Annotated in this window: 24 protein-coding genes and 1 pseudogene; 9 read left to right on the top strand and 16 right to left on the bottom strand. The window is 70.0% G+C overall.

Going from position 1 to position 25,299, the window contains the following annotated elements; genetic code table 11:
* Window positions 1-35 precede the first annotated feature (35 nt).
* Window positions 36-839, bottom strand: coding sequence for an IclR family transcriptional regulator (locus tag ACH49X_RS32180; protein WP_195083009.1), 804 nt, complete (start codon window positions 837-839; stop codon window positions 36-38).
* Window positions 840-909: 70 nt separating this feature from the next.
* On the opposite strand from ACH49X_RS32180, the gene pcaH reads away from it, so the two are divergent.
* From pcaH to ACH49X_RS32165, 3 genes are read left to right on the top strand one after another with little or no spacing between them, the layout of a single operon-like run.
* Window positions 910-1,698, top strand: coding sequence for a protocatechuate 3,4-dioxygenase subunit beta (gene pcaH, locus ACH49X_RS32175; RefSeq protein ID WP_195083010.1), 789 nt, complete (start codon window positions 910-912; stop codon window positions 1,696-1,698).
* A complete protein-coding gene (gene pcaG / locus ACH49X_RS32170; protein WP_195083011.1) occupies window positions 1,695-2,249 on the top strand; it encodes a protocatechuate 3,4-dioxygenase subunit alpha in 555 nt (184 codons plus the stop codon). The genes pcaH and pcaG overlap by 4 nt, the downstream gene beginning before the upstream one ends.
* Window positions 2,246-3,454 carry a lyase family protein gene (locus tag ACH49X_RS32165; RefSeq protein ID WP_357208692.1) on the top strand — a complete coding sequence of 403 codons (1,209 nt, stop codon included), beginning with the start codon at window positions 2,246-2,248 and terminating at the stop codon, window positions 3,452-3,454. Before pcaG ends, ACH49X_RS32165 begins: the two co-directional genes overlap by 4 nt.
* Window positions 3,455-3,524: 70 nt before the next feature.
* Here the strand turns inward: ACH49X_RS32165 and ACH49X_RS32160 are convergent, their stop codons facing one another.
* Both ACH49X_RS32160 and ACH49X_RS32155 read right to left on the bottom strand, forming a co-directional pair.
* Complete coding sequence (locus ACH49X_RS32160; RefSeq protein ID WP_195083013.1) at window positions 3,525-4,733, bottom strand: acetyl-CoA C-acetyltransferase; 1,209 nt, start codon at window positions 4,731-4,733, stop codon at window positions 3,525-3,527.
* Window positions 4,733-5,530 carry an IclR family transcriptional regulator C-terminal domain-containing protein gene (locus ACH49X_RS32155; protein ID WP_195083014.1) on the bottom strand — a complete coding sequence of 266 codons (798 nt, stop codon included), beginning with the start codon at window positions 5,528-5,530 and terminating at the stop codon, window positions 4,733-4,735. Before ACH49X_RS32155 ends, ACH49X_RS32160 begins: the two co-directional genes overlap by 1 nt.
* A 203-nt stretch (window positions 5,531-5,733) precedes the next feature.
* Between ACH49X_RS32155 and ACH49X_RS32150 the strand changes: the two genes are divergently transcribed.
* From ACH49X_RS32150 to ACH49X_RS32140, 3 genes are all read left to right on the top strand, one after another.
* Window positions 5,734-6,480, top strand: a complete 747-nt coding sequence (locus ACH49X_RS32150; RefSeq protein WP_357208717.1) for a CoA transferase subunit A — start codon at window positions 5,734-5,736, stop codon at window positions 6,478-6,480.
* Complete coding sequence (locus ACH49X_RS32145) at window positions 6,477-7,130, top strand: CoA transferase subunit B (protein WP_195083015.1); 654 nt, start codon at window positions 6,477-6,479, stop codon at window positions 7,128-7,130. The genes ACH49X_RS32150 and ACH49X_RS32145 overlap by 4 nt, the downstream gene beginning before the upstream one ends.
* A gap of 337 nt (window positions 7,131-7,467) precedes the next feature.
* Window positions 7,468-8,994 carry an FAD-dependent monooxygenase gene (locus ACH49X_RS32140; RefSeq protein WP_357208689.1) on the top strand — a complete coding sequence of 509 codons (1,527 nt, stop codon included), beginning with the start codon at window positions 7,468-7,470 and terminating at the stop codon, window positions 8,992-8,994.
* Between the two features lie 66 nt (window positions 8,995-9,060).
* Here ACH49X_RS32140 and ACH49X_RS32135 read toward each other — a convergent pair whose 3' ends face one another.
* From ACH49X_RS32135 to ACH49X_RS32115, 5 genes are all read right to left on the bottom strand, one after another.
* Window positions 9,061-9,720, bottom strand: coding sequence for a hypothetical protein (locus ACH49X_RS32135; protein ID WP_195083017.1), 660 nt, complete (start codon window positions 9,718-9,720; stop codon window positions 9,061-9,063).
* Window positions 9,721-10,017: 297 nt separating this feature from the next.
* Complete coding sequence (locus ACH49X_RS32130) at window positions 10,018-10,941, bottom strand: hypothetical protein (protein ID WP_357208687.1); 924 nt, start codon at window positions 10,939-10,941, stop codon at window positions 10,018-10,020.
* Window positions 10,941-12,227 carry a hypothetical protein gene (locus ACH49X_RS32125; RefSeq protein WP_357208686.1) on the bottom strand — a complete coding sequence of 429 codons (1,287 nt, stop codon included), beginning with the start codon at window positions 12,225-12,227 and terminating at the stop codon, window positions 10,941-10,943. The genes ACH49X_RS32130 and ACH49X_RS32125 overlap by 1 nt, the downstream gene beginning before the upstream one ends.
* 90 nt (window positions 12,228-12,317) lie before the next feature.
* Window positions 12,318-13,538: an oxygenase MpaB family protein gene (locus tag ACH49X_RS32120; protein WP_195083020.1), complete on the bottom strand. Its 1,221-nt coding sequence runs from the start codon at window positions 13,536-13,538 to the stop codon at window positions 12,318-12,320.
* Window positions 13,489-14,151 carry a TetR/AcrR family transcriptional regulator gene (locus ACH49X_RS32115; RefSeq protein WP_195083021.1) on the bottom strand — a complete coding sequence of 221 codons (663 nt, stop codon included), beginning with the start codon at window positions 14,149-14,151 and terminating at the stop codon, window positions 13,489-13,491. Before ACH49X_RS32115 ends, ACH49X_RS32120 begins: the two co-directional genes overlap by 50 nt.
* Window positions 14,152-14,278: 127 nt before the next feature.
* On the opposite strand from ACH49X_RS32115, the gene ACH49X_RS32110 reads away from it, so the two are divergent.
* Both ACH49X_RS32110 and ACH49X_RS32105 read left to right on the top strand, forming a co-directional pair.
* Window positions 14,279-14,866 (top strand): LppA family lipoprotein, encoded by a 588-nt coding sequence (locus ACH49X_RS32110; RefSeq protein WP_357109859.1) that lies wholly within the window; start codon window positions 14,279-14,281, stop codon window positions 14,864-14,866.
* 196 nt (window positions 14,867-15,062) lie between these two features.
* On the top strand, window positions 15,063-16,154 hold the full coding sequence (locus tag ACH49X_RS32105; protein ID WP_357208684.1) for an AAA family ATPase: 1,092 nt from the start codon (window positions 15,063-15,065) through the stop codon (window positions 16,152-16,154).
* A 51-nt stretch (window positions 16,155-16,205) separates the two neighbouring features.
* Here ACH49X_RS32105 and ACH49X_RS32100 read toward each other — a convergent pair whose 3' ends face one another.
* Window positions 16,206-17,141, bottom strand: coding sequence for a helix-turn-helix domain-containing protein (locus ACH49X_RS32100; protein ID WP_357208683.1), 936 nt, complete (start codon window positions 17,139-17,141; stop codon window positions 16,206-16,208).
* A gap of 71 nt (window positions 17,142-17,212) precedes the next feature.
* Here ACH49X_RS32100 and ACH49X_RS32095 point away from each other — a divergent pair, with 71 nt between their 5' ends.
* A complete protein-coding gene (locus ACH49X_RS32095; RefSeq protein WP_357109868.1) occupies window positions 17,213-17,548 on the top strand; it encodes a cupin domain-containing protein in 336 nt (111 codons plus the stop codon).
* Between the two features lie 268 nt (window positions 17,549-17,816).
* Here ACH49X_RS32095 and helR read toward each other — a convergent pair whose 3' ends face one another.
* The 7 genes and pseudogenes from helR to ACH49X_RS32060 form a co-directional block, all read right to left on the bottom strand.
* A complete protein-coding gene (gene helR, locus ACH49X_RS32090; protein WP_357208682.1) occupies window positions 17,817-20,039 on the bottom strand; it encodes an RNA polymerase recycling motor ATPase HelR in 2,223 nt (740 codons plus the stop codon).
* A gap of 148 nt (window positions 20,040-20,187) precedes the next feature.
* Window positions 20,188-20,364, bottom strand: a pseudogene (locus ACH49X_RS32085) (nitroreductase family deazaflavin-dependent oxidoreductase); the annotation flags it as partial.
* A 2-nt stretch (window positions 20,365-20,366) separates the two neighbouring features.
* The gene (locus ACH49X_RS32080) at window positions 20,367-21,350 is read right to left on the bottom strand and encodes a glycine betaine ABC transporter substrate-binding protein (RefSeq protein ID WP_357208680.1); all 984 of its coding nucleotides are present in this window, start codon (window positions 21,348-21,350) and stop codon (window positions 20,367-20,369) included.
* Window positions 21,347-22,084: an ABC transporter permease gene (locus tag ACH49X_RS32075; protein WP_195083029.1), complete on the bottom strand. Its 738-nt coding sequence runs from the start codon at window positions 22,082-22,084 to the stop codon at window positions 21,347-21,349. Before ACH49X_RS32075 ends, ACH49X_RS32080 begins: the two co-directional genes overlap by 4 nt.
* A complete protein-coding gene (locus ACH49X_RS32070; protein WP_357208678.1) occupies window positions 22,081-23,361 on the bottom strand; it encodes an ATP-binding cassette domain-containing protein in 1,281 nt (426 codons plus the stop codon). The genes ACH49X_RS32075 and ACH49X_RS32070 overlap by 4 nt, the downstream gene beginning before the upstream one ends.
* Complete coding sequence (locus ACH49X_RS32065; protein ID WP_195083031.1) at window positions 23,358-24,002, bottom strand: ABC transporter permease; 645 nt, start codon at window positions 24,000-24,002, stop codon at window positions 23,358-23,360. The genes ACH49X_RS32070 and ACH49X_RS32065 overlap by 4 nt, the downstream gene beginning before the upstream one ends.
* Window positions 24,003-24,631: 629 nt before the next feature.
* Window positions 24,632-25,213 (bottom strand): helix-turn-helix domain-containing protein, encoded by a 582-nt coding sequence (locus tag ACH49X_RS32060; RefSeq protein WP_357208677.1) that lies wholly within the window; start codon window positions 25,211-25,213, stop codon window positions 24,632-24,634.
* Window positions 25,214-25,299 lie beyond the last annotated feature (86 nt).

The raw sequence follows: 25,299 nt of genomic DNA, 5'->3' as shown, positions 1-25,299 counted from the left end.
TTCCGAGGGCGAGCCGTGCTTTCCGCTCAGTGAAATCAGCTCGGTGGAACTCGTGCGGCGGCGCCGGTTGCCGCCCGGGGCGGCGCGGCCGCACCGGATTCCAGTTGCCGCCCGATGCCCTGCGCGGCTACCTGGAGCGCGGCGACGAGCCGTCCACGGTGGCGGCGCAGATCCGGCACCACGACACCGATGGCGGCGACCGTGGTCTCGCCACGCCGCACGGGCACCGCGACGGTGCAGGCGCCCAGCGTCATCTCCTCGACCGTGCTGGCGTAGCCATCGCGGCGAACTCGCAGGAGTTGCTCGTTCAGCCGTCCCGGATGGGTGATGGTGTACGGGGTGATCCGGGTGAGCGAGCCGAGCACCCGTCGCCGCACGTCTTCGGGCGCATACGCCAGCAGCACCTTGCCCACACCGGTCGCGTGCATCGGCAGCGTGCTGCCGACGGTGCTCACCACCGGCACCGACGCGCGCCCGGAGAACCGTTCGAGGTACAGCACCCGGTCGTCGTCGCGGATCGCGAGATGCACGGTGGCGCGGGTCGCGGCGTAGATGTCGTGCAGGAACGGGGAGGCCGCCTCCCGCAGCGAGGACTGCACGGGGGCCAGCAGGCCGATCTCCCACAGCCGTCGCCCGACGGCGTACTCGCTGCCCTGCCGGGCGAGCGCGCCGTGCTCGGTCAACTCGCCGACCAGGCGGTGCGCGGTGGCCGGCGCCAGTCCGGAGCGCCGGGCGATCTCCGACAGGGTCAGCCGAGGATGCCGCTCGTCGAAGGCCCACAGGATCGAAAGCACGCGGCCGGTGACGGTTGCCCCAGGGGTGCTGGTGTTGCCGGCCATGCGATGAGTATTCCACTGAGCAGAAAACACACCATGGTCGGCCGCTGGGAGCGGACCTACGCTGCGAGCCATGGGCAACGAATTTTTCCCGGCAGTAGCCCGGTTGTCGCCGCAGTCGGTCATCGATGCGCAGATCGCCGCCATCGAAACCGACTACCAGCAACAGGGAGTCGAGCAGACCCAGCCGCGACTGAACTACCCGCCCTACCGCTCCAGCGCGTTGCGATATCCGACGAAAGACCCGCAGCCGGTCGACCCGGAGACGATCGAGCTGGCGGCGCCGTGCTTCGGCCATTGGGATGTGGATCCGCTCGAAGCCGACCTCACCATCGGCCATGCCGGTGAACCGCTCGGACAGCGGATCGTGGTCACCGGCCGCATCACCGACGGCGACGGACGACCCGTCCGGCGGCAACTGGTCGAGATCTGGCAGGCCAACGCCAGCGGCCGATACGTGCACCAGCGCGACCAGCATCCGGCTCCGCTCGACCCGAACTTCACCGGCGCGGGCCGGTGCCTGACCGACGACGACGGGCGCTACCGGTTCCAGACCATCAAGCCGGGTCCCTACCCTTGGCGCAATCACCACAACGCGTGGCGCCCGGCGCACATCCACTTCTCACTGTTCGGCACCGAGTTCACCCAGCGACTGGTCACCCAGATGTACTTCCCCGGCGACCCGCTGTTCCCCTTCGACCCGATCTACCAGGCGATCACCGACAGCAAGGCCAGGCAACGGCTGGTCGCCACCTACGATCACGACCTGACCACGCACGAATGGGCCACCGGCTACCGCTGGGACATCGTGCTGTCCGGTTCTCGGCGCACCTACATCGAACAGGAAGGCGATGACCTGTGACACTTCCTTCGACTCCGGGCCAGACCGTCGGCCCGTTCTTCCACTACGGCCTGCTCCATCCCGGTGATCGCGATCTGGTGCCGCCCGGCAGCGCCGGCTCGGTGCGCCTGGGCGGACGGGTGCTCGACGGCGCGGGCGCCGGACTCCCCGACGCGCTGGTGGAGATCTGGCAGGCCCGTCCCGACGGCGTCGTGTCGCGGGAACCGGGTTCCATCCGGCGCGACGGCTGGACCTTCACCGGATTCGGGCGCGCCTCCACGGGACGTGACGGCCGCTACGCCTTCAGCACACTGCCCCCCGGTCCCACGGAGCCGGGCAAGCCCGCGTTCTTCGCGGTGACCGTCTTCGCGCGCGGCCTGCTGGACCGGCTTTTCACCCGCGCCTACCTGCCCGACGATCCGGCCGCCCTCGAACGGGACCCGCTTCTCGCTTCGCTTCCGCCGCAACGCCGCCGCACCCTCATCGCCGATCGCGACGAGCACGGTTTCGTCTTCGACATCCGCTTGCAGGGCGAGGACGAGACCGTGTTCCTTCGCTTCCCGGCCCGGTGAGCGACCTGTTCTGGGCGGGTGACGAGCGCGCCGGGGAACTGCTCACCGAGCAGGCGTGGCTTGCGGCGATGGTGCGGGTCGAGCAGGCGTGGCTGGACGCCATCGCCGCCCGCCGCATCGCACCCGGGTCCGTCGCGCTGACCGGTCTGGTCGGCCCCGCCGACATCGACGGCATCGCCCGCGGCGCCGAGTCCACCGGCACGCCCGTCCTACCGCTGGTGACCCTGCTGCGCGAACGCGCCGACGCCGCGGCGGCGCGGTGGATCCATCGCGGTCTCACCAGCCAGGACGTGGTGGACACCGGTCTGATGCTGTGCCTGCGCGCGGTGGTCGAGCGGCTTCGTGCCGAGTTGCGCGCGCAGATCGAGGCCATGACCGGCCTGATCGCCCTGCACCGGCACACCGTGATGGCGGGCCGGACCCTCACCCAGTACGCGGTGCCGATCACGTTCGGGCTCAAGGTTTCCGGCTGGCTGACCGGAGTGCTCGACGCCGCCGACGCCGTGGACCGGGTGCGGCTGCCCGCGCAGGTCGGCGGCGCGGCCGGAACCCGTTCCGCGATCGCGGATCTCGCGGGAGGCGCCGCCGAAGCCGCCGATTTGATCATCGCCGCGACGAGACTCCTCGGCTTGGAGCAGGCGCTGCCGTGGCACACCGCCCGCGCCGCGGTGACCGCCCTCGGTGACGCGATGGTGCGCTGCACCGACGCTTGGGGCCATATCGCGACCGATGTCCTCACGCTGTCGCGGCCGGAGATCGCCGAACTCGCCGAACCGGACGCGCCCGGCCGCGGCGGCTCGTCCACGATGCCGGGCAAGCGGAATCCCGTGCTCTCCGTGCTCATCCGGCGCGCCGCCATCGCCGCGCCTCCGCTCGCCTCGACGCTCCATCTCGCGGCGAGCCTGGCGGGTGACGAACGTTCGGACGGCGCGTGGCACACCGAGTGGGCGTCGCTGCGCACCCTCGGCCGCCGAACCGTGGTCGCGGCCGCGCAGACCACCGAACTTTTGACCGGCCTTCGAGTGGACACCGATCGGATGTCCGCCACGGCCGCGGGCTCCTGGAGCACACTGACCGCAGAACAAAGGTCCATCGCCGCGTTCACCGGTGCCGATGCGCCGCAAGACGACTATCTGGGCAGCACGCAGACGGTGATCGACGACGTGCTGGCCCGTGCCGCCGCGTTGCTGGACAGCACTCGATAGCGGTCCGGCGGGGCCGGCCGATACCAGCGTCCGGCGGCCGGAGCCGCCGGACGCGTGGCGATCACGGGCGTCAGAAGCGTTCGAAGACGGCGGCGAGCCCTTGGCCGCCGCCGATGCACATCGTCTCCAGGCCGTAGCGCGCTGCGCTGCGGTCCATTTCACGCAGCAGTGTCGCGAGGATGCGGGCACCGGTGGCGCCGACCGGATGGCCGAGGGAGATGCCCGATCCGTTCGGGTTCAAGCGGGGGTCGTCGGGCTCGACCTTCCACTCCTGGAGTACGGCCAGGACCTGTGCGGCGAAGGCTTCGTTCAGTTCGATGACGTCGATGTCGGCCAGCGTGAGCCCGGCCCGGCCGAGTGCCTGGGCGGTGGCGGGCACCGGCCCGATTCCCATGGTTCTCGGCGGCACTCCCGCGACCGCCCAGGAGATCATCCGCGCCATCGGCCGCAATCCCAGCGCGCGGGCGTGGTCGGTGGTGGTGACGATGCAGGCGGCGGCTCCGTCGTTCTGGCCGCTGGCGTTGCCCGCGGTCACGGTCGCGTCGGCATCGATGGCGGCGCGGATCGGCCGCAGGCGCGCCAGCGACGCCACGGTGGTGTCAGCTCGGGGATGCTCGTCTTCGGCCACCTGGAGAGGTTGCGACTTGCGTTGCGGCACAGGGACACGCACGATCTCCGCGGCGAACGCTCCGGATTCCTGGGCGGCGACGGCGCGCCGATGCGACTGGGCGGCGAACGCGTCCTGGTCGGCACGGCTGATCGAGTACTCGGCGCGGAGATTCTCGGCGGTCTCGATCATGCCGCCGGGCACCGGGAAGTTCGCTCCACCGGCGGTGACGCGCGCTCGCGCCAAGCGGTCGGCCAAGGCCACGCCGTCACCGCGCACGCCCCAGCGGATGCCGGTGGCGTAGAACTCGGCCTGACTCATCGATTCGACGCCGCCGGCCACCACGAGGTCGCTGCCGCCCGTGCCGACCTGCATGCAGGCCTGGATCACCGCCTGCAACCCCGACCCGCAACGCCGGTCCACCTGCACACCGGGCACCTGGATGCCGAGCCCCGCGTCCAGCGCCGCGACCCGGCCGATGGCAGGGGCCTCGCCGTTCGGCGTCGCCTGCCCGAGGATCACGTCGTCGATCCGCGCCGGGTCGATCCCGGTCCGCTCGATGAGCTCGCCGATCACGATCGCGGCCAACCGTTGCGCTGGAACATCTTTCAGCACTCCACCGAACCGCCCCACCGGTGTGCGCAAGGGCTCGCAGATCACAACGTCGTGCATCAGATGTCCTTCGAGGAACGGATCGGTGCCGCGGTCGCGGCGAGATCGGCGGAGATCGCCGCCGCGGTGCGCAGCAGGTGGGGAAGCAGGTCGCGGCGGACGGCGTCGGCGGAGTAGCGCGCGGTCTGCGTGGACAGGTTGACCGCGGCGACGACGTCGCCGGTGCGGTCGCGGATCGGCGCCGCGAGCGAGCGCAGGCCGACCTCGAGTTCTTCGTCGACGACGCAGTAGCCGTCGGCGCGGACCCGGGAGATCTCCGCGCGCAGCGCCTTCGGCGTCGCCAGCGTCCGTCCGGTCAGCGGAGCCAATTCGACGCCGCGCAGGTAGCCGTCGAGTTCCGGTTCGGGGAGACCCGCCAGCAGCACCCTGCCCATCGAGGTGGCGTACGCGGGAAAGCGGGTCCCGATGGTGATGGTCACCGTCATGATGCGGCGAACCGCGACCCGGGCGACGTAGACGACATCCGCCCCGTCGAGGACCGAGACGGAGGCGGATTCGCGCACGGATTCGGTGAGCGCTTCGAGGTGGGGCTGTGCCAGTTCGGGCAGGCCGAGTCCGGACAGATAGCTGTATCCGATTTCCAATACGCGCGGGGTGAGCCAGAAAACGGTGCCATTGGTGCGGACATAGCCGAGTTCGATCAGAGTGAGCAGGAATCGGCGGGCGGTGGCCCGGGTCAGATCGGTGCGTCTGGCGACCTCGCTCAGCGTCAGCCGGGTGTGGTCGGCATCGAAGGTCCGGAGGACGGCGAGGCCGCGGGCCAGGGACTGCACGTAGTCGGGTGACGGCTCGGTCATGCCCGCGCCTCCTTCGTTGCCGACGACGCTGCCGCGCTCATAGTTTGCCTTTCGTTCGAATAACGAACACATGGACGAATAGCGAACATATTACCGAGGCGCGACCTCGTGCGCCAAGTCGATGTTCGCAGTGCGCCAAGTCGATGTTCGCATAGCGAACGGATGTGCATATAACGAACCCGACGGCTAGGCTGGTCGGCGTGATCGACAAAGTGATGCCAACCGCGGCCGACGCCGTGGCCGACATTCCCGACGGGGCTTCCCTGGCGGTCGGCGGCTTCGGCCTGGTCGGGGTGCCTGAGGCGCTGATCGTGGCCTTGCTGGAGCAGGGCGCGACGCGGCTGGAGACGGTCAGCAACAACTGTGGCACCGCCGGGTCCGGTCTCGGCCTGCTGCTCGATGCGCACCGGATCCGGCGCACGATCAGCTCTTATGTGGGCGACAACGCCGAATTCGCCCGGCAGTATCTGAGCGGCGAGCTCGAAGTGGAACTGACACCGCAGGGCACGCTGGCCGAGCGGCTACGCGCAGGGGGCGCCGGGATTCCGGCCTTCTTCACGCCCGCGGGTGTCGGGACGGTGGTGGCCGAGGGCGGACTGCCACTGCGTTACGACGGTGCCGGCGGGGTGGCGGTGGCGAGTGCTCCGAAGGAGACCCGCGACTTCGACGGCGTCACCTACGTGCTGGAAAGAGGTATCGCGACCGATTACGCCCTCGTCCATGCCTGGAAGGGGGATCGGCACGGCAACCTCGTCTACCGGCGCAGCGCCCGCAACTTCAACCCCGTGGCGGCCGCGGCAGGACGCATCACGATCGCTCAGGTGGAGGAACTGGTCGAGCCGGGAGAGATCGATCCCGATCGAGTCCACACGCCGGGCATCAATGTCCAGCGGGTGGTGCACGTCGGCAAGGTCTCGGTCGGCATCGAGAAGAGGACGGTACGAGCATGAGGCTCACGCGGGAACAGATGGCGGCCCGAGTCGCCCGGGAACTCGAGGACGGCCAGTACGTCAACCTGGGCATCGGGATGCCGACGCTGGTACCCAACTACCTGCCCGATGGCATCGAGGTCGTCCTGCACTCGGAGAACGGAATCCTCGGTGTGGGACCGTATCCCGCCGAGGACGAGCTCGATCCCGAAGTGATCAACGCGGGCAAGGAGACGGTCACGGTGCTGCCCGGCGCGTCGTGCTTCGACTCGGCGACCTCGTTCGCCATGATCCGGGGCGGACGGGTCGATGTCGCGGTGCTGGGCGCGATGCAGGTGAGTTGCCGCGGCGACCTGGCGAATTGGATGGTGCCCGGCCGCATGGTCAAAGGCATGGGCGGCGCTATGGATCTCGTGCACGGCGCCCGGCGGGTGATCGTGATGATGGACCACGTGACCAAGAGCGGTGAGCCCAAGATCCGCACCGAATGCACCCTCCCGCTCACCGGACTGCGCTGCGTGCAACGGATCATCACCGACATGGCGGTCCTCGACGTGACCGGCGACGGTCTGCGGCTGGTGGAGACGGCCCCCGGGGTGACGGTCGAGGAGGTTCGCGCCGCGACCGGAGCGCCGGTGGCGGTCGATCCCGTGCTCGTCGCCGCCGGATGACCGGGCGCCGCCGCCGCGCTCGTCCGTCCTCTGCGTGGTGTTCGCCACGTCGTACAGGTCGGCGTCATCGAGCAGGACGATCAGGTCCGGGATGTCCTCGGTGTGTCCGTTGCCGAGTTGGTCGACCATGAGATCGAGGGCGTTCTCGGCGAACTCGACGACTTCTCCCAACGTGGCGGGGGCTTGCGGTGGGGCGATGAGACTCTCGATCTGCTCCCGGGCGCCGCTCACCCGCGGGGGCGGCCGCGTCGCCGATCGGGGATCGTCGCCGCTGGGCGCAAGCGGCATGCAAGAATCCGCAAGAGCCGGGCAATGCGGCCGCCGCACAGTGGTTCCCATGAACGAGACACGTGAAGTGGTGGTCGTCGGCGCCGGGCCGGTCGGCCTGATGCTGGCCTGTGAACTGCGGCTCGCCGGGGTGGACGTGCTGGTGGTGGAGCGCCTCACCGAGCCGGACCGCACCATCAAAGCCGGGGCGATCAATGTGCCGACCGCTCAGGCCATGTACCGCCGCGGGCTGCTGCCGCAGCTGCGCGCCGAGCAGGACGCCGCGTTCGCCCGGTTCGCGCAGTTCCGCCGCGAGGCCGGTATGCCGCCGATCGACCGCGGTCGGCGGCCCGCGGTGGGGCATTTCGCGGGCATCATGCTGAACACCGAGGCCGTCGACCTCGACGATCCGGAATTCGCCGAGGTCGGCCCGGCCGCCGAAGTGTTCCTGGTGGCCCAGCAGTCCATCGAGGCGATCCTGGGGCGCCGCGCCGCCGAACTCGGCGTGGAGGTCCGGCGCGGAGTCGAGGTCACCGGACTTTCCGACGACGGGGCGGGTGTCACCGTCGAGTGCGGTGACCGCGGGGTGCGCACCGGCTGGCTGGTCGGCTGTGACGGCGGGCGCAGCACTGTCCGCAAGCTCGCCGGGTTCGCGTTCCCGGGCTTGGACCCGGAGATCACCGGTCATCAGGCGATCGTGGAGATGACCGGAGCCGAGAACCTGCGGATGAGCTGGAACACCACCGAGACCGGCATCTACGCCTACGGGCCGATGCCGGGGCGCGTGCTCACCGTCGAACTGGACGGCCCGCCCGCCGATCGGGATGCTCCGGTGACGGCGGCCGAACTGCAGCACAGCATCCGCGCCGTCACCGGAGTCCCGGTGGTCGTCACCGCGGTGCATTCGGCCACCCGCTTCACCGACAACACCCGTCAGGTCCCCGACTACCGCAAGGGCCGGGTGCTGCTCGCCGGCGACGCCGCGCACGTGCACTCGCCGTTCGGAGGCCAGGGCCTGAATCTCGGCATCGGCGACGCGGTCAACCTCGGCTGGAAGCTGGCCGCCGCGGTGCGCGGCTGGGCGCCCGACGGCCTGCTCGACACCTACACCGCCGAACGGCATCCCATCGGCGCCTGGGTGCTGGAGTGGACACGGGCGCAGATCGCGTTGATGCGCACCGACCTTCGCAGCCGCGCCCTGCGCGCCGTCGCCACCGAACTGCTCGCCACGCGCGACGGCGCCACCGGCGTGTTCAAGCACATCTCCGGTGTCCGGCATCGCTACGACCTCGGCGAAGCGCACCCGCTTGCCGGAAAGGTCACGCCGGATGTGGAATTGGCCGACGGTACCCGCCTCGGCGCGCATTTCGCCGGAGCCGATGGCGTCCTGCTCGACCTCACCGATTCCGCCGACCTGCGCTCCCGCGCCGAGGGCTGGTCCGGTCGGGTGCGCGTCGTCACCGCGAAAGCCGCGCAGCCGCGCGAGCTTTCGGCGCTTCTGGTCCGTCCCGACGGTTGTGTCGCCTGGGCTGCCGACGGCGGCGACCTGGACGGCATCGAGGAGTCGCTGGCCCGGTGGTTCGGCGCTCGCGCCTGACATCGCACCGACCGTCGTCGCGTGGCGCACCCGGCGATGTGGTGGGTGACCGCGCCGGGTGACGGTTCAGCTCAGCAGCCGTTGTTCCAGCTGGGCGAGGACGGCTCGGTTGCGCTGCGCGTCCAAGGCCAGCGCGGCGGCCCAGACGTGCGCCGAGATGACTCCGGTCTGGACGCGGTCGATCCAGTCGTGGATGGTGCTGCGCCGATCGAGGGTATCGCTGTCGAAGGTGATCGGTTCGAGTTCCGGCAGATGCACGTAGCGCAGCTGGGTGATCTCTCTTCCGCGGGCGTCGAAGATGCTGGCGGCCCAGACTTCCTCGGTGGTGGCGTTCGGCGAGGTGGTGCCCGGGTCCGGCTCGTTGTCGATCCCGTGCACCACCGCGTCCGCGGCGGCCTGGTGGGCCAGCCCGAAACCCCAGAGGCGACCGTGCATGCCTGCCATCATCCGCCCGGCGATGTCCAGGATCGGCGAGCCGGCGACGGTGGGGCTGTCGTTGGGCGAGAATTCCGCGAAGCCCGCCGCGCTCGCGCTGTCGTCCCCGCCGGTGCCGGTGAAACCCCAGATGTGCACGAGGCCGGTGTCGGTGGTCGGCGCACCGCTGCGGCGCGTGATCATGGCGGGCAGCAGGATGTCGATGACGGATCGGGCCGGATACCGGATCGCCGGTACGGTGTCCGAACGACGTGTGCTGGTGTTGCGCTTGTGGTTCCGGCGGCCGGACATGAGCGTCTCCGTCGAAGTGTGGTTTCGGACAAGGCATCGACCCGGTGGTAGTCAGCGCTGTCAGTGTAGATAGATCGACCGGTGACGTTGTCGACAACAGCACATACTCGTGCCCGCCGGATGTCCGGTCGCCCGGCCCTCGTCGTCGCGCGTGGTTCACCGTCTCGCCGCATGCCGCGGGCTGTTCGCCCAGGTGACGGCAGGCGGCGGCCGGTTGTGCGGTCGGATCTCCCCGTGCGGCGCCGAAATCAGGACGTATTGACAAGCGGAGAACCGACGGCGACCGCGCGGGCGGCGTCAGCCGGGAAGCCGGTCGTCGGGCATCAGGCGGGTGATCGAGAGATCCGGTCGGGCTATTCCGGGGCCGTGCTCGTATATCGGGCGGATCGCGTCCAGCGCCTGCACACAGGTCAGGTGGTCGGCCGGATGCAGGCCGTCGGTGAATCGGAACCGCAGGCCCGCCGTGCCTTTGGCGGTGTCGGTGGTCGTGACGAGGCGGTAGCGCAACGGCGCCACGTCGGCGACGGCGGCGGTCCAGATGGAGCGGTAGCTCAACTGGGAGCCGAGATCACGTTCGACGATCACCTTCTCGACGGTTCCGGAGTCGTCGGTGATCACGTCGACCGATGTGCTCGGGGACGTGGCGGGCTCGGCGGAGCCGGGGAAGACCGCGTCGTGCAGGACGCGGAGCCCGGCCGCGTAGTACCCGTCGACGGCGGCGGCCGCGATCGCCGGGGCGTCGGTGGCGGTGGTGCCGATCCCGGTGTCCCGCAATGTTTCCCAGGGATATACCCCCGTTTCGGGAAGGTCGAGTTCCTCGACGAGTTCCAAGCGTCGGATGCCGCGGGTCACCTCGGCCAGGGAGCGAACCAGCCGTGCCGGGATCGTGGCTTGGAAACCTCCGGTCGCGTGGAAGGTGGAACGGCCGGCGCGGCAGGCTGCCAGAATGTCCGCGTGCGAGACGCGCCCGTCTCGCGGTGCGGTGGATATCACGTCGTAGCCGTCTCCGAGCAGCTGCGGTACAACGTCTTTCCAGATGTCGGTGGTGATCTCCGCGAAGGCCGGGACGAAGACGACCGACTTCGTGCCCTCGGGCGGCGCCTGCGTGGCCCCTACCCGCCCGGTCACCGCCAGATCCGGTCGTTGCTCGATTCGCTCGGCGATCCGCTGGGCGAGCGGGCCTGTGCCGAGCACCGCGACGGGCAGCGTGGGTGAACTCATCAGGACTCCACAAGGTAGTGCGGGCGCAGGTCGGGCATCATCACGCCGGGCGGTGCGTCGCACAACGGCGCGACCACGCTCAGCATGGCGGCGACCGAGATGTCGGTGACGGCCGACCAGTCGCCGCTGTAGGCCTCGTCGTCGAGTTCGTTGCGCATCTCGATGTCGCCGGGGCTGCCGAGGAGGGTGATCACATGCCCACCGGACAGGCTGCTCGGATGGTCCTGGCCGAGATGGGCGTTGCCGCCACCGACATGCCAGCACTCCTCGTTGGTCATGAAGAGGCGCTCGCCGAGATAGCCGCGATAGGTCATGTGGATCGCCCCGACGGTGCCGGGCTCGACGACCGTGCCGCCTGCGCGCACCCGGACGCGGGCCGGGACCGGGTACAGGTGCCGTTCGACCCGTACCTGCTCCGGACCGGCCCCGTACAAGGCGTGCGCGACGTTGCCGAGCACGGCGTCGAAATAGAAGTGCTGCATCAGGCCGATCGCGTGATCGGAGTCGACGGCGGCCAACGGCATGCCGAATCCGAGGCTCTCCAGGCCGCCCCACATCCCGTCGGGCGCGGAGGACAGATCCCCGACTTCCAGGAACCGCACCTCCCGCACGTGGTCGAGCACTCCGGCCAGTCGCAACAGCACCTGCTCCACCATCAACCCCGGATGCAGGCCGGTGCCGTGCAGGGAGACGCCGCCGGCCAGGCACGCCGCTTGCAGTCGGCTGCCCGGTTGCCGCCGGGGAATCACCCGGTCCACGACGAGGCCGGCCAACCGTTCCAGACCGGGACGCAGTGGTCGTGCGGCTGCCGAGTCGACCGCCTTCATGCCGAAACGCAAGGCCGCCAGCGCGTTGCGCAGCTGCGGGCCGAAGGCGTCGCCGGTGACCTTCATGTCGGCCACCGTGCGCAGGACGTCGAGCGGTGAGCGCGAGGCGGACAACCAGGTCGGCATCGACGGATTGTGGTAGGACGCCGCGGAGACGACGTTCTTGCCCGATTCGAGCAGGTCGATGACGTCGTCGTCCGCGCCACGCACCAACGCGGGGGTGGTGGGGGTGTGGATGACGCAGTCGGCGTCGAGCGCGAGGATCTCCGCTTTCGACGTGGTCGCCGTGCGACCCACCGGCGGCAGGCCGGCCAACTCGCCGATGTCCTTGCCGTGCTTGTGCGGACTGAACACCTTGACTCCGACGACCTCGAAGTCGGGCGACTCGAGGGCCGTGCGCAGGGCGCGGCCACCCATGTCGCCGGGCCCCCAGATGATGAGCCGATAAGGACCTGACACAACCGTCTCCTTGCCGATCGCGAAATTCTCCGGCCCGCCGGCGATGTGTCGCCGCGACAGCACCGGCGGGGCGTGCTGGCGGGCGGGTGATCAGGCGGTGCGATCCAGCTGTGGTGCCGAATGCCCGATGGTGGCCTCGGTTTCGCCGATGAGGCGGCGCAGGAAGGCTTCCTGCTGCTGGCGCCCGTGGACGGCGGCACGGTCGAGTCCGCCGGGCGTCAGGTGGGTGTAGGCGGTGCGCACGAGGTTGACGGGGATGCGCAGGGCGGGGTACCAGGGCGGGACGTAGGGCAGGCCGAGAATCCGCATCGCGCCGGGTCCGAGGAAGGCGCTGCTCACGGACAGGTGCTTGGCGCGGGCGAGCCGGCCGCGCAGGGTGGGCAGGTTGGGGTAGGACCAGCGCAGTGGATCGTCGGCCATGGGCAGGGCGAGCTGGCGGCTGGTCTCGTCGGGGTTGGTGATGGCGGTCAGGCAGTGGTCGAGGATGGCGATGCCGTCGCGGAAGCCGGTCGGCAGCCAGTGGTCTTCGACGCCGATGAGCCAGCCGACGTAGCGGGTGAGGTGGGCGGCGGCGGCCAGTTCGCGCGGGGACAGGACGACGCCGAGCGCCATGCCGCCGACGACGGGTGCGAGCAGGGCGCCGACGAGGGTGGCGGCCATGTCGGTCTGGTTGATCGGCAGACCCCATTCCTCGGTGCGCCAGTCCGGCATGGCGACGACGTGCCTGCGGACCAGGGAGTGGATGAGCCGCACGTGCAGGGTGGAGCGGTAGCCGACACCGTAACGGTCCATGCCGTTCTCGGTGGATACGTCCATCGCCCACTGCAGGGTTTCGGCGAACCGGCGGGCGGGACCTTTCTCCAGGGCGCCGGTGCGCAGCAGGGTCTTGTTGAAACCCGAGGCCAGATAGCCGCCGATGAACGAGACGTCGCGCGCGAAATACAACCCGTCGTTGCCGCCGGAACGGAATACGCGCTCGCCGTCGCGCAACAGCTTCGGATCGACCCACGCCGGGGTCGCCTCGACGACGGTGAAGAACTCGCGCAGCGGTGCGGGTGCGCCGGGGATGCTGTCGATGCCCGACCGCAGTGCCTGCTCGAACAACGGCCGTGTGCCCGCCATGCCTTCGGCGTACATCCATTCGACGAGGCGGTCCATCGGCTCGTCGCCGACCAGCAGTGCTTCGCCGAGCAACTGCCAGCGCTGCGCGGAAGGCTTCCCGATGCGCAGCAGCGCGGCGAACGGGCCGAGGCCGGGCGCCTTACGCGGCCGGTCCGGGTGGCGTGCCGGGATTGTCGCGGACGTGGTCATGGAAGGGCTCCTCATCGGGGCGGGTGATGCCGTGTTTCAGCAACGGCACGATGGTGGTGCGGACGAAGGCGCGGGCGCGGTCGTCGTCGGTGAAGTCGACGCTGCCGCCGCCCGGGGTGAGCAGCAGCGAGTGGGCGAGGCGCGCGACGAGTTCGGCGACCGGGCGCGGGTCGTACTCGTCGATGAGGCCCGCGGACTGGGCGTGGGTGATCATGCCGACGATGTACTCGATGCCGATGGCGACCAGGCGTTCGCCCTGCACGGTGGAGAAACGCAAGGCTTCGTCGGGCGCCACCCGCAGCAGCTGGGTGACCAACCGGTGGATGCGGGTCTGCAACAGGACGTACAGCATCGTGTCCTCGATCTGGGCGTCCACACCGGCGGCGGTGGCGGCGATCGCGGTGACCTCCGCGAGCATGCGGCGGGTCTCCCGGGCGAGCACCGCTTCGATCAGGTTGTCCTTGCCCGCGAACCGGCGATGGACGGTGATCCGGCTGAGCTCGGCCCTGCGGGCGATGTCCTCCATGCTGGCCCGGCGGATGCCGACCTGCAGGATGCGTTCCAGCGCGGCGTCCAAGATCCGTTCGTCGACGCCGTCGGACCCCTCGCTCATGAAACAAACATACAAAGATTGTGTCATTGAGTCAATGATTCGATGCGCTCGTCCCGGCGGCCGCGAATAGGATTGCGCCAGAAGCGGCCTGGCGATCCGTGCGGCCGCGGGCACTCGGGAGACGACGATGACCGGACCGCGCTGGCCGACCGCCGCTCTGCGCTGGTGCGTCGCGGTCGCGGTCGCGGCGTCGGCGGGTGGATGCGCGACCCTGCTCGGCGAGCAGGCCCCGCCGCCGTCCGCCGAGGAGATCGCCGCCGCGACAACGGAATTGACCGGCCTGCCGTCTTCGGAGGCGGCGGAGCGGCAGATGGCAGCGGTCGTCGACCGGATCGCGGCCGCCGCCTCGGCGATCGAACCCGGATTGCGCTGGAGCCGAACCGGGGACCGCGCGCTCGGCCCGTGCTACGGGCCGTATGAGCACACCGGCGGAAGGCGTGTCGTCCTCCCGCGCTACTACGCGGACGCATCGCTCCCAGCGGGAGCGTGGCTCGGTTTCCAGGAGACGGCCCGCACCCTGGCCGCGTCCGTGGGCGCGACGGACGTGTTGCCCGGCGGCTCCTCATCCCCGGACCGGCACGTCACGTTCGAGGGAGCGGACGGAGCGGAGTGGAACAGCAACACCGAGCTGTCGGTTTTCGCCGATGCCCGCTCGATGACGATCACCGCCACCGTGGGCTGCCGATTGCCCGAGGAAGATCGGTCGACCCGGTGACGTCGGTGCCCCCCGGCGCCGACTGATCGGTGCGCACACACGTTGCGCTCGGTTCTCGGCCCAGCTGTTCGCGGCGTGGGCTCGGGCCGATCATGGGCGTCGGTGTGGGCGTCAAATCTGTTGAGCGGTAGCGGGTCTTTGTTCAGGATGGTCGAATCTCCGATCATCGCTGTGGAAGGGGTCGCGGGTGCTGCCGATGTCTGTGCTCTGGCTGACCGGTGCGCCCGGGGTGGGCAAGTCGACCGCCGGTTGGGCGCTCTACTCCTGGGCGCGGGCGTCGCACCGGCCGGTCGCGTATGCCGACATCGATCAACTGGGTCTGCTCGTTCCCCCGCCCGTCGGCGACCCGGAAGCTCATCGGCTGAAGGCCGCCAATCTCGTGCGGGTTCTCGACACGTTCCGCCGTCGCGGTGCGCGACAAGTCGTGGTGTCCGGTGTGGTGGATCCGAGTGCCGGCATCGACGCGGCTGTGCGCGAGGCAGCGGATGTCGAGGTGACGCTGATCCGCCTGCGATGCGCGCGCGAGGAACTGCGACGCCGCTATCTCGCGCGCGGCTCGTCGAGCGAAAGACTCGACGAGCTGATGGCGGTGGCGGATGCCTTCGACCGCAACGGTGTGGGCAGGCCCTTGGACACCACGGCGATGTCGCCACGCACGGTCGTCGAGGCGTTGGCGGACCGGATATGCCCAGCGGCCGTGGGCTTCTCGCCCGTGTCGTCCTCGGCGCCCGAGGTAGGGCCACGCGTCGAGCCGTCGCCCGTGCTGCTGCTGACCGGCGCGACCGCGGTGGGCAAGTCGACCGTGGGCTGGGAAGTTCTGCGGATAGTGCGCGGCCGCGGCATCACCGCGGCGTACGTGGATGTGGACCAGCTCGGATTCGGTCCTTCCGGCTTCGCGGCGAAGACGGACAATCTCCTCGCGGTGTGGCGGGGGTACCGTCACGCGGGCGCGCGAGCGTTGATCGTCGTCGTCCGTGGAGCACCCCATCGGTACCGGGAAGCGCTGGCAGGTGAGCGGGTCGTCACGGCATGTCTCGAGGCGTCGCCCGCAGAGCTGGCGCGGCGGATCGCGCGGCGCGCTCGCGGCGACGGTCCACGCCTGGCGGGCGATTCGCTCATGGGGGCCCCGGCCGGGCAACAGCTGGCAACGGTGCGCCGCGCCATCGAGGAAGCGGCTGTTCTGCGCGGCGGCGGAGGTGCCGATGTGGTCATCGATACCGGCGCCGAGACCGGTTCGACGGTGGCTGCCGCACTGGCCGGCGTGCTGGCCCCGGTGTGCCAGGCGTGAGCGGATCTCCCGGCGCGGCTGATCGCAAACGCCTACCGGAAGGTTCATCGATCACGAGCCCCGGAATGCTCGCCGGTAGGCGCCAGGGGTTGTGCCGACCTGGGCGCGGAAGCGGCGGCGCAGGTTGACCGCCGAGGCCAGGCCGACGCGTGCCGCGATCGCCTCCACCGGCAGGTCGGTCTCCTCCAACAGGGTGCGCGCCTCGGCCACCCGGCGCGACAGCACCCATGCCCCCGGGCTCGTGCCGAGCTGATCGGCGAAGCGCCGGGCCAGCGTGCGCGGCGAGACGCTGAGGTGGGCGGCCATATCCGCGACCGACAGCGCCGTGCCGAGGCGCGCACCGGCCCACTCCAGCAGGCCGTCCAGCGCGTCCGTCGGCGCGGCGGGCGGCGCGTACTGCGTTTGGCCGCCCTCGCGGTGCGGCGGCATCACCATGTGCCGCGCGACGAGCGCGGCGTGCGCGGCCCCGTGATCCTTCCGGACGAGGTGCAGGCACAGGTCGATGCCCGCGCCCGCTCCGGCGCTCGTGGCGACATCGCCGTGGTCGACATAGAGCACGTCCGGTTCCACCCGCACCCGGGGGAATTCCCGCGCCAGCTGTGCGGCGCGCGCCCAGTGCGTCGTCGCCGAACGTCCGTCCAGCAGGCCCGTGCGAGCCAGCGCGAACACTCCGGAGCAGATCGTGACGAGCCGCGCCCCACGGGCGTGTGCGCGCAGCAGCGCGCGGTGTACGGCGGCCGACAGCGGCGCCTGGACCGGCGCCCACCCCGGGATCAGGACGGTGTCGGCGGAAGCGAGCGCCGAAAGGCCCTGCGACACCTCCAGCGTGTATCCGGCCGAGGTCGGCACCGGCCCCGGCGTCTCCGTGCACACGTCGAATTCGTAATAGTGCGGCACTCCGGCCCGCTGGGTGCCGAATACCTCCGCGGCGCAGCCGAGTTCGAAGGTCGACTGCACCGGCCGCACCAAGGCGACCACACGATGCATGGCAAGATCGTACCCAGTGGTGTCCAACTGGACACTTTCTCGGAGCGCTCGCGCGCGGCACCGTGAGAGCCATGCATTCGGAAATCCTCGCCCAGGAGGGCTACACGTCGGTCTCCGTCGCGGACTCGCCGGTCCGGGAGCTGTTTCCCGGCATCCGGGTACGGCACCTCTGGACCGGGCCGTCCGGAGCGAGCGCCAACGTGCTGGAGATGGACCCGGGTACGTCGTGGCCGCGCCGCGACATCCATGAGCCGGGCCCGGAAGAGGTCTACGTGGTAGCTGGCACGTTCAACGACGGCGCACGCGACTACCCGGCCGGGACTTTCCTGCACGCCCCGGCCGGATCGTGGCACGTGCCCGCCACCGCCACCGGCTGCACGCTGTTCGTCTTCTACCCGGAGGGTTAGCGGCGCCGCCGGTCATTGTGGACCACCGTTCACCGGGGTGAACGAAGGTGCGGTGGGAGCGACGCTGGCCGGTGCCCGACGAATCCCATCAACGAATCGGCCGCCCCCCGAACCTCGTGCCGACGTCGTTCACCGGTGCGTCGGCGATCGACCCGGCCACGTCCTCGGGCCTACCGCTGACGATCGGAGATGCACCCCATACCAAGGCATCTATTTCGCAGAACACTGCCGCAATGGGTCTTCGCGCCGCACTGTCGACCGGGCCGGATCATTGTGATCCGGCCCGACTCGACACCCTGTGCCCGTGATCCCCGGCCCCGACGGGCGCCCCGGCTTCGGCGAGGCCGGTGAGCGCCCGCGGCAGTGGGCCTCGGTGCAGCACGCCGAGGCGTTGGGTGGCGCGGGTGAGGGCGACGTAGAGCTCGGCCGCGCCGCGAGGGCCGTCGGCCAGGATGCGTTCCGGCTCCACGACGAGGACGGCGTCGTATTCCAGTCCCTTGGTCTCCGCCGCCGCCACCGCGCCCGGCACATCCGGTGGCCCGATCACGACGCTGGTGCCTTCCCGTGCAGCTTCATCGCGCACGAAATCGTCAATGGCGGTTCGCATCTCGTCCGCGGTGACCTGCCGGGACCACGGCCGCACACCGCACGCGCGAACCGACTCCGGCGGCTGGACGCCGGGTGCGAACTCGGCGAGCAACTCGGCGGCGACGGTCATGATCTCCGCCGGGGTGCGGTAGTTCACCGTCAGCGATCGGTAGACCCACCGGCCGGGCACGTAGGGCTCCAGCATCGCGTCCCACGAGATCGCTCCGGCGGCCGACCGGCGTTGGGCGAGGTCGCCGACGATCGTGAAGGAGCGGCCCGGGCAGCGCCGCATCAACACTCGCCAATCCATCTCGGACAGTTCCTGGGCTTCGTCCACCACGACGTGCCGGTAGGTCCAGTCCCGGTCCGCCGCGGCGCGTTCGGCGAGTTCCCTGGTGTCGCGTTCGAGGAAGCGATCCGCCAGGTCCTCCGCGTAGAGCAGGTCGTGGGCGAACAAGTGGTCCTCGTCGTCCATCATGTCCTCGCGCCCGACCAGGATGTCCAGCACGCCCGCCGCGTACTCGGCCTGGGCCTTGCGTTCCCGCTCGGCGTCGTCGTCCGGTTTCTCGCGCCCGAGCAGATCGACCAACTCGTCGAGCAGCGGCACGTCCGACACCGTCCAGGCATAACCGTCGCGGCGCAACAGCGCCCGGTCGGCGCCCGCCGCTTCCAGCCGCTGCGGGGACTCGTACAGTTCCGCCAGCAACCGCTGCGGCGTCAGGATCGGCCAGAGGTCGTCGAGCGCGGCGGCGAACCGGGCGTCGTCCGCGAGTTCGGCGCGCAGGTCCGACCGCAGGTTCTCCCATGCGTCGCGGTCCTGCCTGGTCAACCAGCCCCGGCCGATGCGCGCTATCGCGCGCTCGGTGAGCACCCAGGTGACGATCTCGGCGAACACGGCGCGGGCTTCGTTGTGCGGCAGCCCGCTCGCCCGCGCCTCCTCCCGGCCCCACTGCGCGGTCTCGGCGTCGATGCGCACTGTGACATCGGATAATTCGATCGGCACCGGATGCTCCGGCAGCCGCTGCCGATCGGCCACGGCCGCCGCGAGCACGTCCAGGATCGCCAGGGAACCTTTGCGCCGCGCGGCCTCCGGGTCGTCCTCTGCGGTGACATGCAGGCCGGGCACCAGATCGCCGGTGGTCGTGAACACGACATTCGTCTCGCCCAGCGCCGGCAGCACGCGGCCGATGTGGTTCAGGAACGCCGGGTTGGGGCCGACCACGAGCACGCCGTGGCGTTCCATCCGCTCCCGCTGGGTGTAGAGCAGATACGCGACGCGGTGCAGCGCCACGACGGTCTTGCCGGTGCCGGGGCCGCCTTCGATCACCAGCACGCCAGGGTGGTCGAGCCGGATGATCTCGTCCTGTTCGGCCTGGATGGTCGCCACGATGTCGCGCATCCCCTCGCCGCGCGGCGCGTCGACCGCCGCGAGCAGCGCCGCGTCGCCCCGCTCGCCACCGTCGGGGCGGCCGAGGATCTCGTCGGTGAAATCGACCACACGGCGGCCCTTGGTGTGGAACTGCCTGCGCCGTCGCATGTTCTCCGGGCTGGCGGCGGTGGCGACGTAGAAGGCGCGCGCCGCGGGCGCCCGCCAGTCGAGCAACAGCGGTTCGAACTCGTTCTCCGCGTCGAACAGGCCGATCCGGCCGATATAGGAGTGTTCGCCCGACAGCGCGTCCAACCGGCCGAAACACAGCCCGTTGTCCGCCACCTCCAGCCGCTTCACCTCCCTGGCCAGCGTGCGCACTTCGACGTCGCGTTCCATCGGGCTTCCGCCGTTGCCACGCAACGCGGCGGTGTACCCGCTCTTGGCTCGCGCGCGCTCGGCGTCGAGCCGAGCGTAGAGCCCGGCCACGTAGCCGCGCTCGGACCGCAATTCGTCCTCGTACCCCTGAGTTGACACAGGCCCCTCCGCTTTCCTGGCTCGACGATCCCGCGCGAACGCCGTTTCTCGCCTGCCCGAGTCGAGCAGCGGCGCCGCAGCCAGCGATTCTGCGGCACGACCCGGGTCTTGCCGCAAGCCCCCGGGTGCGCTATAGGTTGGAGGTGGAGGGGGTCAGGCGGGGCTCACCCGACTTGGCGCCCGTGGTGTGCGGCAAAAGAAGCCTGCCGCCCGGCAAGCCGCTGACCTCGCCGCCGTTGGCGCGGAACTCCGCGACCATGCCGCGGTTGAGGCCGTCCAGCGCGGCGGTGTCGGAAGCCAGTCCGTCGTAGTCGATCTCGGTCATGGTCACTCCACCAGCTTCTCGCTCTTCAGCCAGTCGTAGGCGACATCGGCGGGGTCCTCGCCATCGATGTCGACGCGGCCGTTGAGGTCCTGCATCAGTTCGTCGGTGAGGTGTTCGGAGATGGTGCCGAGCAGGGCGCGCAATTGCGGGTGACGCTCGATGACCGCGCCGCGCACGACCGCCGTGCCGCTGTAGGGCAGGAAGAACTTCCGGTCGTCGTCGAGCACCGCCAGATTCAGGTTCTTGACCCGCCCGTCGGTGGTGTAGATCATGCCGAAATTGCACGGGGCGCTCTTGGCCGTGGCCGTGTAGACGACACCGGCGTCCATCCGCGTGACATTCCCGGACGGGACGCCGTTCGGATCGTTGTAGGGGATCCCGTATTTCTGCAGCATCGGAATGAAACCGTCGGAGCGACTGAAGAATTCGTCGTCGACACAGAAGGTGCGCTCGGGCACAGGGAGCGCCGCCACATCGGACAGCGACTCGACGCGCAGGCGTTCTGCGGTCGGCGTCGACGCGCCGAACGCGTACGTGTCGTTGAAGTTGGCCGGCGGCAGCCACTCCAGATCGTGGTCGCGCTTCTCGATGTCGTGCACGCGCTGCCAGAGTTCGGCGGGGTCGGAGATCGTCTCGGTCTGATTGTGGTAATTGACCCAGCCGGTGCCGGTGTACTCCCAGAGCACATCGGCGTCGCCGTTCAGCTGAGCCTGCCGGGACGAGGCCGACCCCGGCGCACCGGTGAGGTCGGTGACCTTCGCACCCGCCGCGGCCAGGTAGGTCGCGGTGATCTTGCCCAGCAGGACGCCCTCGGTGAAGCTCTTCGACGTCACGACCAGCTCGGCGCCATCCAGCGGCCGGTCACCGCCGGGCAGGCGCGCGTCGTGGAAGGTTCCCGACGAACTCACCAGACCGCACCCGGCGACCGCGGCCGACACGACGAGTGCGCACAGCAGGCCGAGCACCCGGGCTCGTGGCGATCTCATGAGATCCCTCGCGGGGTCGCGGCCAGTTCGACGAGGCGGCCGAGCCAGTCGATGATCAGCGCCAGGAGTCCGACCAGGATCGCGCCGGAGACGAGCAGTTTGGGCAGGAAGAGGGTGACCCCGGTGGTGATCAGCGTGCCGAGGCTGGTCGCGCCGATGAACGTGCTCAGTGTCGCGGTGCCGACCAGGATCACCAGCGCCGTGCGCACCCCGTTGAGGATCACCGGCACCGCCAGCGGCAGCTCGACCTGCAGCAGCGTGCGCGCGGCCGAATAGCCGATGCCGCGCGACGCCTCGATGGTGCGCTGATCGACCTGCCGCAGTCCCACGATCGTGTTCTGCAGGATGGGCAGCACCGCGTAGACGACGAGGCCGACGATCGCGGTGCGGAATCCCGTGCCCAGCCAGAAGGTGAACAGGACGAGCAGTCCGACCGCAGGTGCGGCCTGTCCGATATTGGCGATATTCACCGCGACGGGCTCCAGCCGCTTCAGTGCCGGGCGGGACAGCGCGACGCCGAGCGGAATCGCCACGACCACCACGATCACCGTGGCCACCACGGTCAGCTTGATGTGCTGCACGATCGTGGTCTGCAGGTTGTCCCAGCCGAGGGACGCCTGCTCCGTCGCGGTGAAGCTCGTCGACCGGTACCACAGGATGTATCCGGCGGCGATGACGAGGATGACCAGCGGTTCGAACCACACGTCGATCGGCACGCGGCGCAGGCGGCTCATGACGGCTGGTCCGATCCGAGTTCCTCGTCGGCGGCGACCACCGGCGTCGGGGCCGGATCGGTTCCGTCGACGTAGGTCGTGTAGGACAGATCCGCCTCGTCGGTGCGCCCCTCGGCGAGCTTGGTCCGGATCACCTCGGTGACCGTGTCGATGCTCAGCGAGCCGAGCACCGCGCCCCTGCCGTCGGTGACGAGCGCGGCGCCTTGGCTGGTGGCGAGCATGGCGTCGAGCGCGTCGTTGAGCGTCGAGGATCGCGCCACGACGGGCAAACGCCGATCGAGGTAGTCGGAGACCTCCGGTTTGGTCGCCACTTCCGCGAGCGAAGGCCACGACCGCGGCCGCCCGGCCTCGTCGACCACGACGACCCAGGTCTGCCCCGCGGCCTCGGCCCGTTCGATGACGCCGCGGGCGGGTTCGCCGATCCGTGCGGTGACGACGTCGTCATAGGCGACGTCGCGCACCCGCGACACGGTGAGATACGCCAGCTTCGCGCCGGACCCGACGAACTCCTCCACGAACGGCGTGGCCGGATCGGTGAGGATCTCCTCCGGACTCGCGTACTGCTCGACGTGTCCTCCCTCGGACAGGATGAGCACCTTGTCACCGAGCTTGGTGGCCTCCTCGAAATCGTGGGTGACGATCACGATGGTCTTGCCGAGTTCCTGCTGGATGGCGATCAGGCTGTCCTGCAGGCGCACCCGGGTGATCGGATCGACCGCGCCGAACGGCTCGTCCATGAGCAGCACCGGCGGGTCGGCGGCGAGTGCGCGCGCCACGCCGACGCGCTGCTGCTGTCCGCCGGACATGTCCTTCGGCAGCCGGTCGGCGAAGGTGGCGGGGTCGAGGCCGACCAGATCCAGCAGGTACTCGGTGCGCTCGGCGATCCGCTTCTTGTCCCAGCCGAGCACCCGGGGGATGGCGCCGACGTTCTTGGCGACCGTCCAGTGGGGGAACAGCCCGCCGGACTGGATGACGTACCCGATCGACTGCCGGAGCTTGTCGGGGTCCTCTCGGGTGACGTCGCGGCCGCCGATGAAGATGCGGCCCTCGGTCGGCTCGATCAGGCGGTTGATCATCTTCAGCGTGGTCGTCTTGCCGCACCCGGACGGGCCGACGAACGCCACGATGTCGCCCGCATCGATCTCGAGGTCGAGGCGCCGCACCGCGGGGTCGTCCTGGCCTTTGTAGCGCTTGACGACCGAGTCCAGTGTGATGGAGGCGCCGGTCACCGGCCGTTGCGGCGTCGCGGGAGCGGGCCCGTCGGTCACGTCGGTCATGACAGTCCCTTCGCGATCGTGAGGCGTCCGAGCAGGACGAGGAGTGCGTCGAACACCAGCGCGATGATGACGATGAGGATGGTTCCGGTGAGCGCCATCTCCAGGGAGTTCGCACCGCCGAGACGGGAGAGGCCGTTGAAGATGAGCGATCCGAGGCCGGGCCCGAGGACGTAGGCGACGATCGCGGCGACGCCGACGATCATCTGGGTGGACACTCTGATGCCGGTGAGGATCACCGGCCAGGCGATCGGCAGTTCGACGGTCAGCAGAATGCGCCGGCGTGAAAGGCCGATTCCGCGGGCGGATTCGACGACCGAGGCGGGCACCGACCGCAATCCCACGATCGCGTTGCCGACCACCGGCAAAGCCGCGAAGAATGCCAGCATCACGAACGACGGCACCACGCCCAGCCCGAACGGAACCAGCAGGATCGCCAGCAGCGCCAGCGAAGGAATGGTCAGCGCGACTCGACTCGAGGTCAGCGAAAGCGCGGACAGCAGTGGGAACCGATAAACCGCCACCGCCACGAGGACGGCGACGACGGTGCCGACCAGAACCGTCTGGAACGCGAGCGAGGCGTGCTGATAGGTGAGGAATGCCAGCACTTCGCCCCGCCCCCGGATATAGCTCCATAAATTCACGGGATTCCCATCGTCAGGCGAAGACCGGTCGGGAGTTGTTCACGGACAGCCACCCGGACCGTCGAAAAGCAGTCGGTTTCGCGGGATCGATTTCCGGCGGCGTGCGGAAAGCGAATCGCCGCGCCGCCGAATTCGCGCTCCTTTCCGACCGTAACCGATGCGCTGCGACACAGGAGTTCGGCGGGCACGAGTCGTCCCGTCGGCAGGAGGGCTATGCGGCCCGTGTGACGGGTGCGGCCGTCGAGTAGCACTCGGCGTCGCACACGCTCATGCTGCTCGGCGCGCCGCCGACGGGAATGGCTCTGCTCGGCGTGCGGCGGATGAGCTCGCGGTGCTCGGCGGACATGCCACGGCCTTTCGCTCGAATCGGACGACCGAGTCCGAGGAAACCACGCCAACTCGGGTCCGGCCAGCATTACGGTCAGCCGGATCGAAATGGGCGGACCGGACCTTCCGCCGGCCGGGCCGACGCGATATCGCCACCGTGGCACCGCGCGGGCGTCGTCGCGGCTCTGGACAGGCCCGACCGCCGGTTGAGTGCCCTTGCTGGTGCGGGCGCGTCCCCGTGCACGACGATCCTCCCGACCGAGAACCGCGCAGTCGATGGGACCGCACGGCAGGGTGCGCATTCACGACGACGGGTGCGCGATCCGCGGTCGCAAGCCGTCGACGAGCAGGTCGAGCAGCCGCCCGGCCTGTTCCCTGCGTTCCTGGCTCTCGGTGGCGAGCGATATGCCGCTGAGGCCGACGAGTAGATCCTCGGCCGCGACGTCCGCTCGAAGGGTTCCGGCCGCCTGTCCCGCCCTCAGCAGCGTGGTGACCGCGGTGGTCAGGCGGTCGCGGCTTTCGGAGAACGGATCGCCGCCGGAGGCGATGACGGCGCGCAGGGCCTCGCCCATCCCGCGCTTGGTGGTGGTGTAGTCGACGAAGCGGTCCATCCAGGTGCGCAGCGCCCGGTCCGGCGGGAGGCCTGCCAGCAGGTCGGCGACCGAGTCGCACAGCCGGGCGAGCTCGTTGCGGTAGGCGGCGTCGACGAGTGCCTCGCGGGTGGGGAAGTGGCGGTAGAGCGTGCCGATGCCCACGCCCGCTTCCTTGGCGACGGCTTCCAGCGTGACGTCCGGTCCGTCGTGGGAGAACGCGCGCACGGCGACCTCGAGCAGCCGGTCTCGGTTGCGTCGTGCGTCGGCGCGCAGCGGGCGTTCGGTCGCCATCAAGTCCTCCCGGGGAACAAAGCGGAGGCATCTCCGGTTATGGGTAGTACCGGAGCATCCTCCGGTTCGAGTCTACCGAGATGGGA

This window comes from Nocardia sp. NPDC019323, assembly GCF_044389845.1.
GTDB lineage: Bacteria > Actinomycetota > Actinomycetes > Mycobacteriales > Mycobacteriaceae > Nocardia > Nocardia implantans.
The sequence above is the reverse complement of the archived record's forward strand: the minus strand, read 5'-3'. Positions and strand labels throughout refer to the sequence as shown.

Bases quoted from the DNA above. Each gene is read 5' to 3' on its own strand.
- ACH49X_RS32110 (WP_357109859.1), top strand. From the start codon at position 14,279: ATGACCGGACCGCGCTGGCCGACCGCCGCTCTGCGCTGGTGCGTCGCG.
- pcaH (WP_195083010.1), top strand. From the start codon at position 910: ATGGGCAACGAATTTTTCCCGGCAGTAGCCCGGTTGTCGCCGCAGTCG.
- ACH49X_RS32135 (WP_195083017.1), bottom strand. From the start codon at position 9,720: ATGTCCGGCCGCCGGAACCACAAGCGCAACACCAGCACACGTCGTTCG.
- ACH49X_RS32080 (WP_357208680.1), bottom strand. From the start codon at position 21,350: ATGAGATCGCCACGAGCCCGGGTGCTCGGCCTGCTGTGCGCACTCGTC.
- ACH49X_RS32160 (WP_195083013.1), bottom strand. From the start codon at position 4,733: ATGCACGACGTTGTGATCTGCGAGCCCTTGCGCACACCGGTGGGGCGG.
- ACH49X_RS32120 (WP_195083020.1), bottom strand. From the start codon at position 13,538: ATGACCACGTCCGCGACAATCCCGGCACGCCACCCGGACCGGCCGCGT.
- ACH49X_RS32145 (WP_195083015.1), top strand. From the start codon at position 6,477: ATGAGGCTCACGCGGGAACAGATGGCGGCCCGAGTCGCCCGGGAACTC.
- ACH49X_RS32070 (WP_357208678.1), bottom strand. From the start codon at position 23,361: ATGACCGACGTGACCGACGGGCCCGCTCCCGCGACGCCGCAACGGCCG.
- ACH49X_RS32060 (WP_357208677.1), bottom strand. From the start codon at position 25,213: ATGGCGACCGAACGCCCGCTGCGCGCCGACGCACGACGCAACCGAGAC.
- ACH49X_RS32095 (WP_357109868.1), top strand. From the start codon at position 17,213: ATGCATTCGGAAATCCTCGCCCAGGAGGGCTACACGTCGGTCTCCGTC.
- ACH49X_RS32100 (WP_357208683.1), bottom strand. From the start codon at position 17,141: ATGCATCGTGTGGTCGCCTTGGTGCGGCCGGTGCAGTCGACCTTCGAA.
- ACH49X_RS32140 (WP_357208689.1), top strand. From the start codon at position 7,468: ATGAACGAGACACGTGAAGTGGTGGTCGTCGGCGCCGGGCCGGTCGGC.
- ACH49X_RS32155 (WP_195083014.1), bottom strand. From the start codon at position 5,530: ATGACCGAGCCGTCACCCGACTACGTGCAGTCCCTGGCCCGCGGCCTC.
- ACH49X_RS32180 (WP_195083009.1), bottom strand. From the start codon at position 839: ATGGCCGGCAACACCAGCACCCCTGGGGCAACCGTCACCGGCCGCGTG.
- ACH49X_RS32115 (WP_195083021.1), bottom strand. From the start codon at position 14,151: ATGAGCGAGGGGTCCGACGGCGTCGACGAACGGATCTTGGACGCCGCG.
- ACH49X_RS32130 (WP_357208687.1), bottom strand. From the start codon at position 10,941: ATGAGTTCACCCACGCTGCCCGTCGCGGTGCTCGGCACAGGCCCGCTC.
- ACH49X_RS32075 (WP_195083029.1), bottom strand. From the start codon at position 22,084: ATGAGCCGCCTGCGCCGCGTGCCGATCGACGTGTGGTTCGAACCGCTG.
- ACH49X_RS32105 (WP_357208684.1), top strand. From the start codon at position 15,063: ATGTCTGTGCTCTGGCTGACCGGTGCGCCCGGGGTGGGCAAGTCGACC.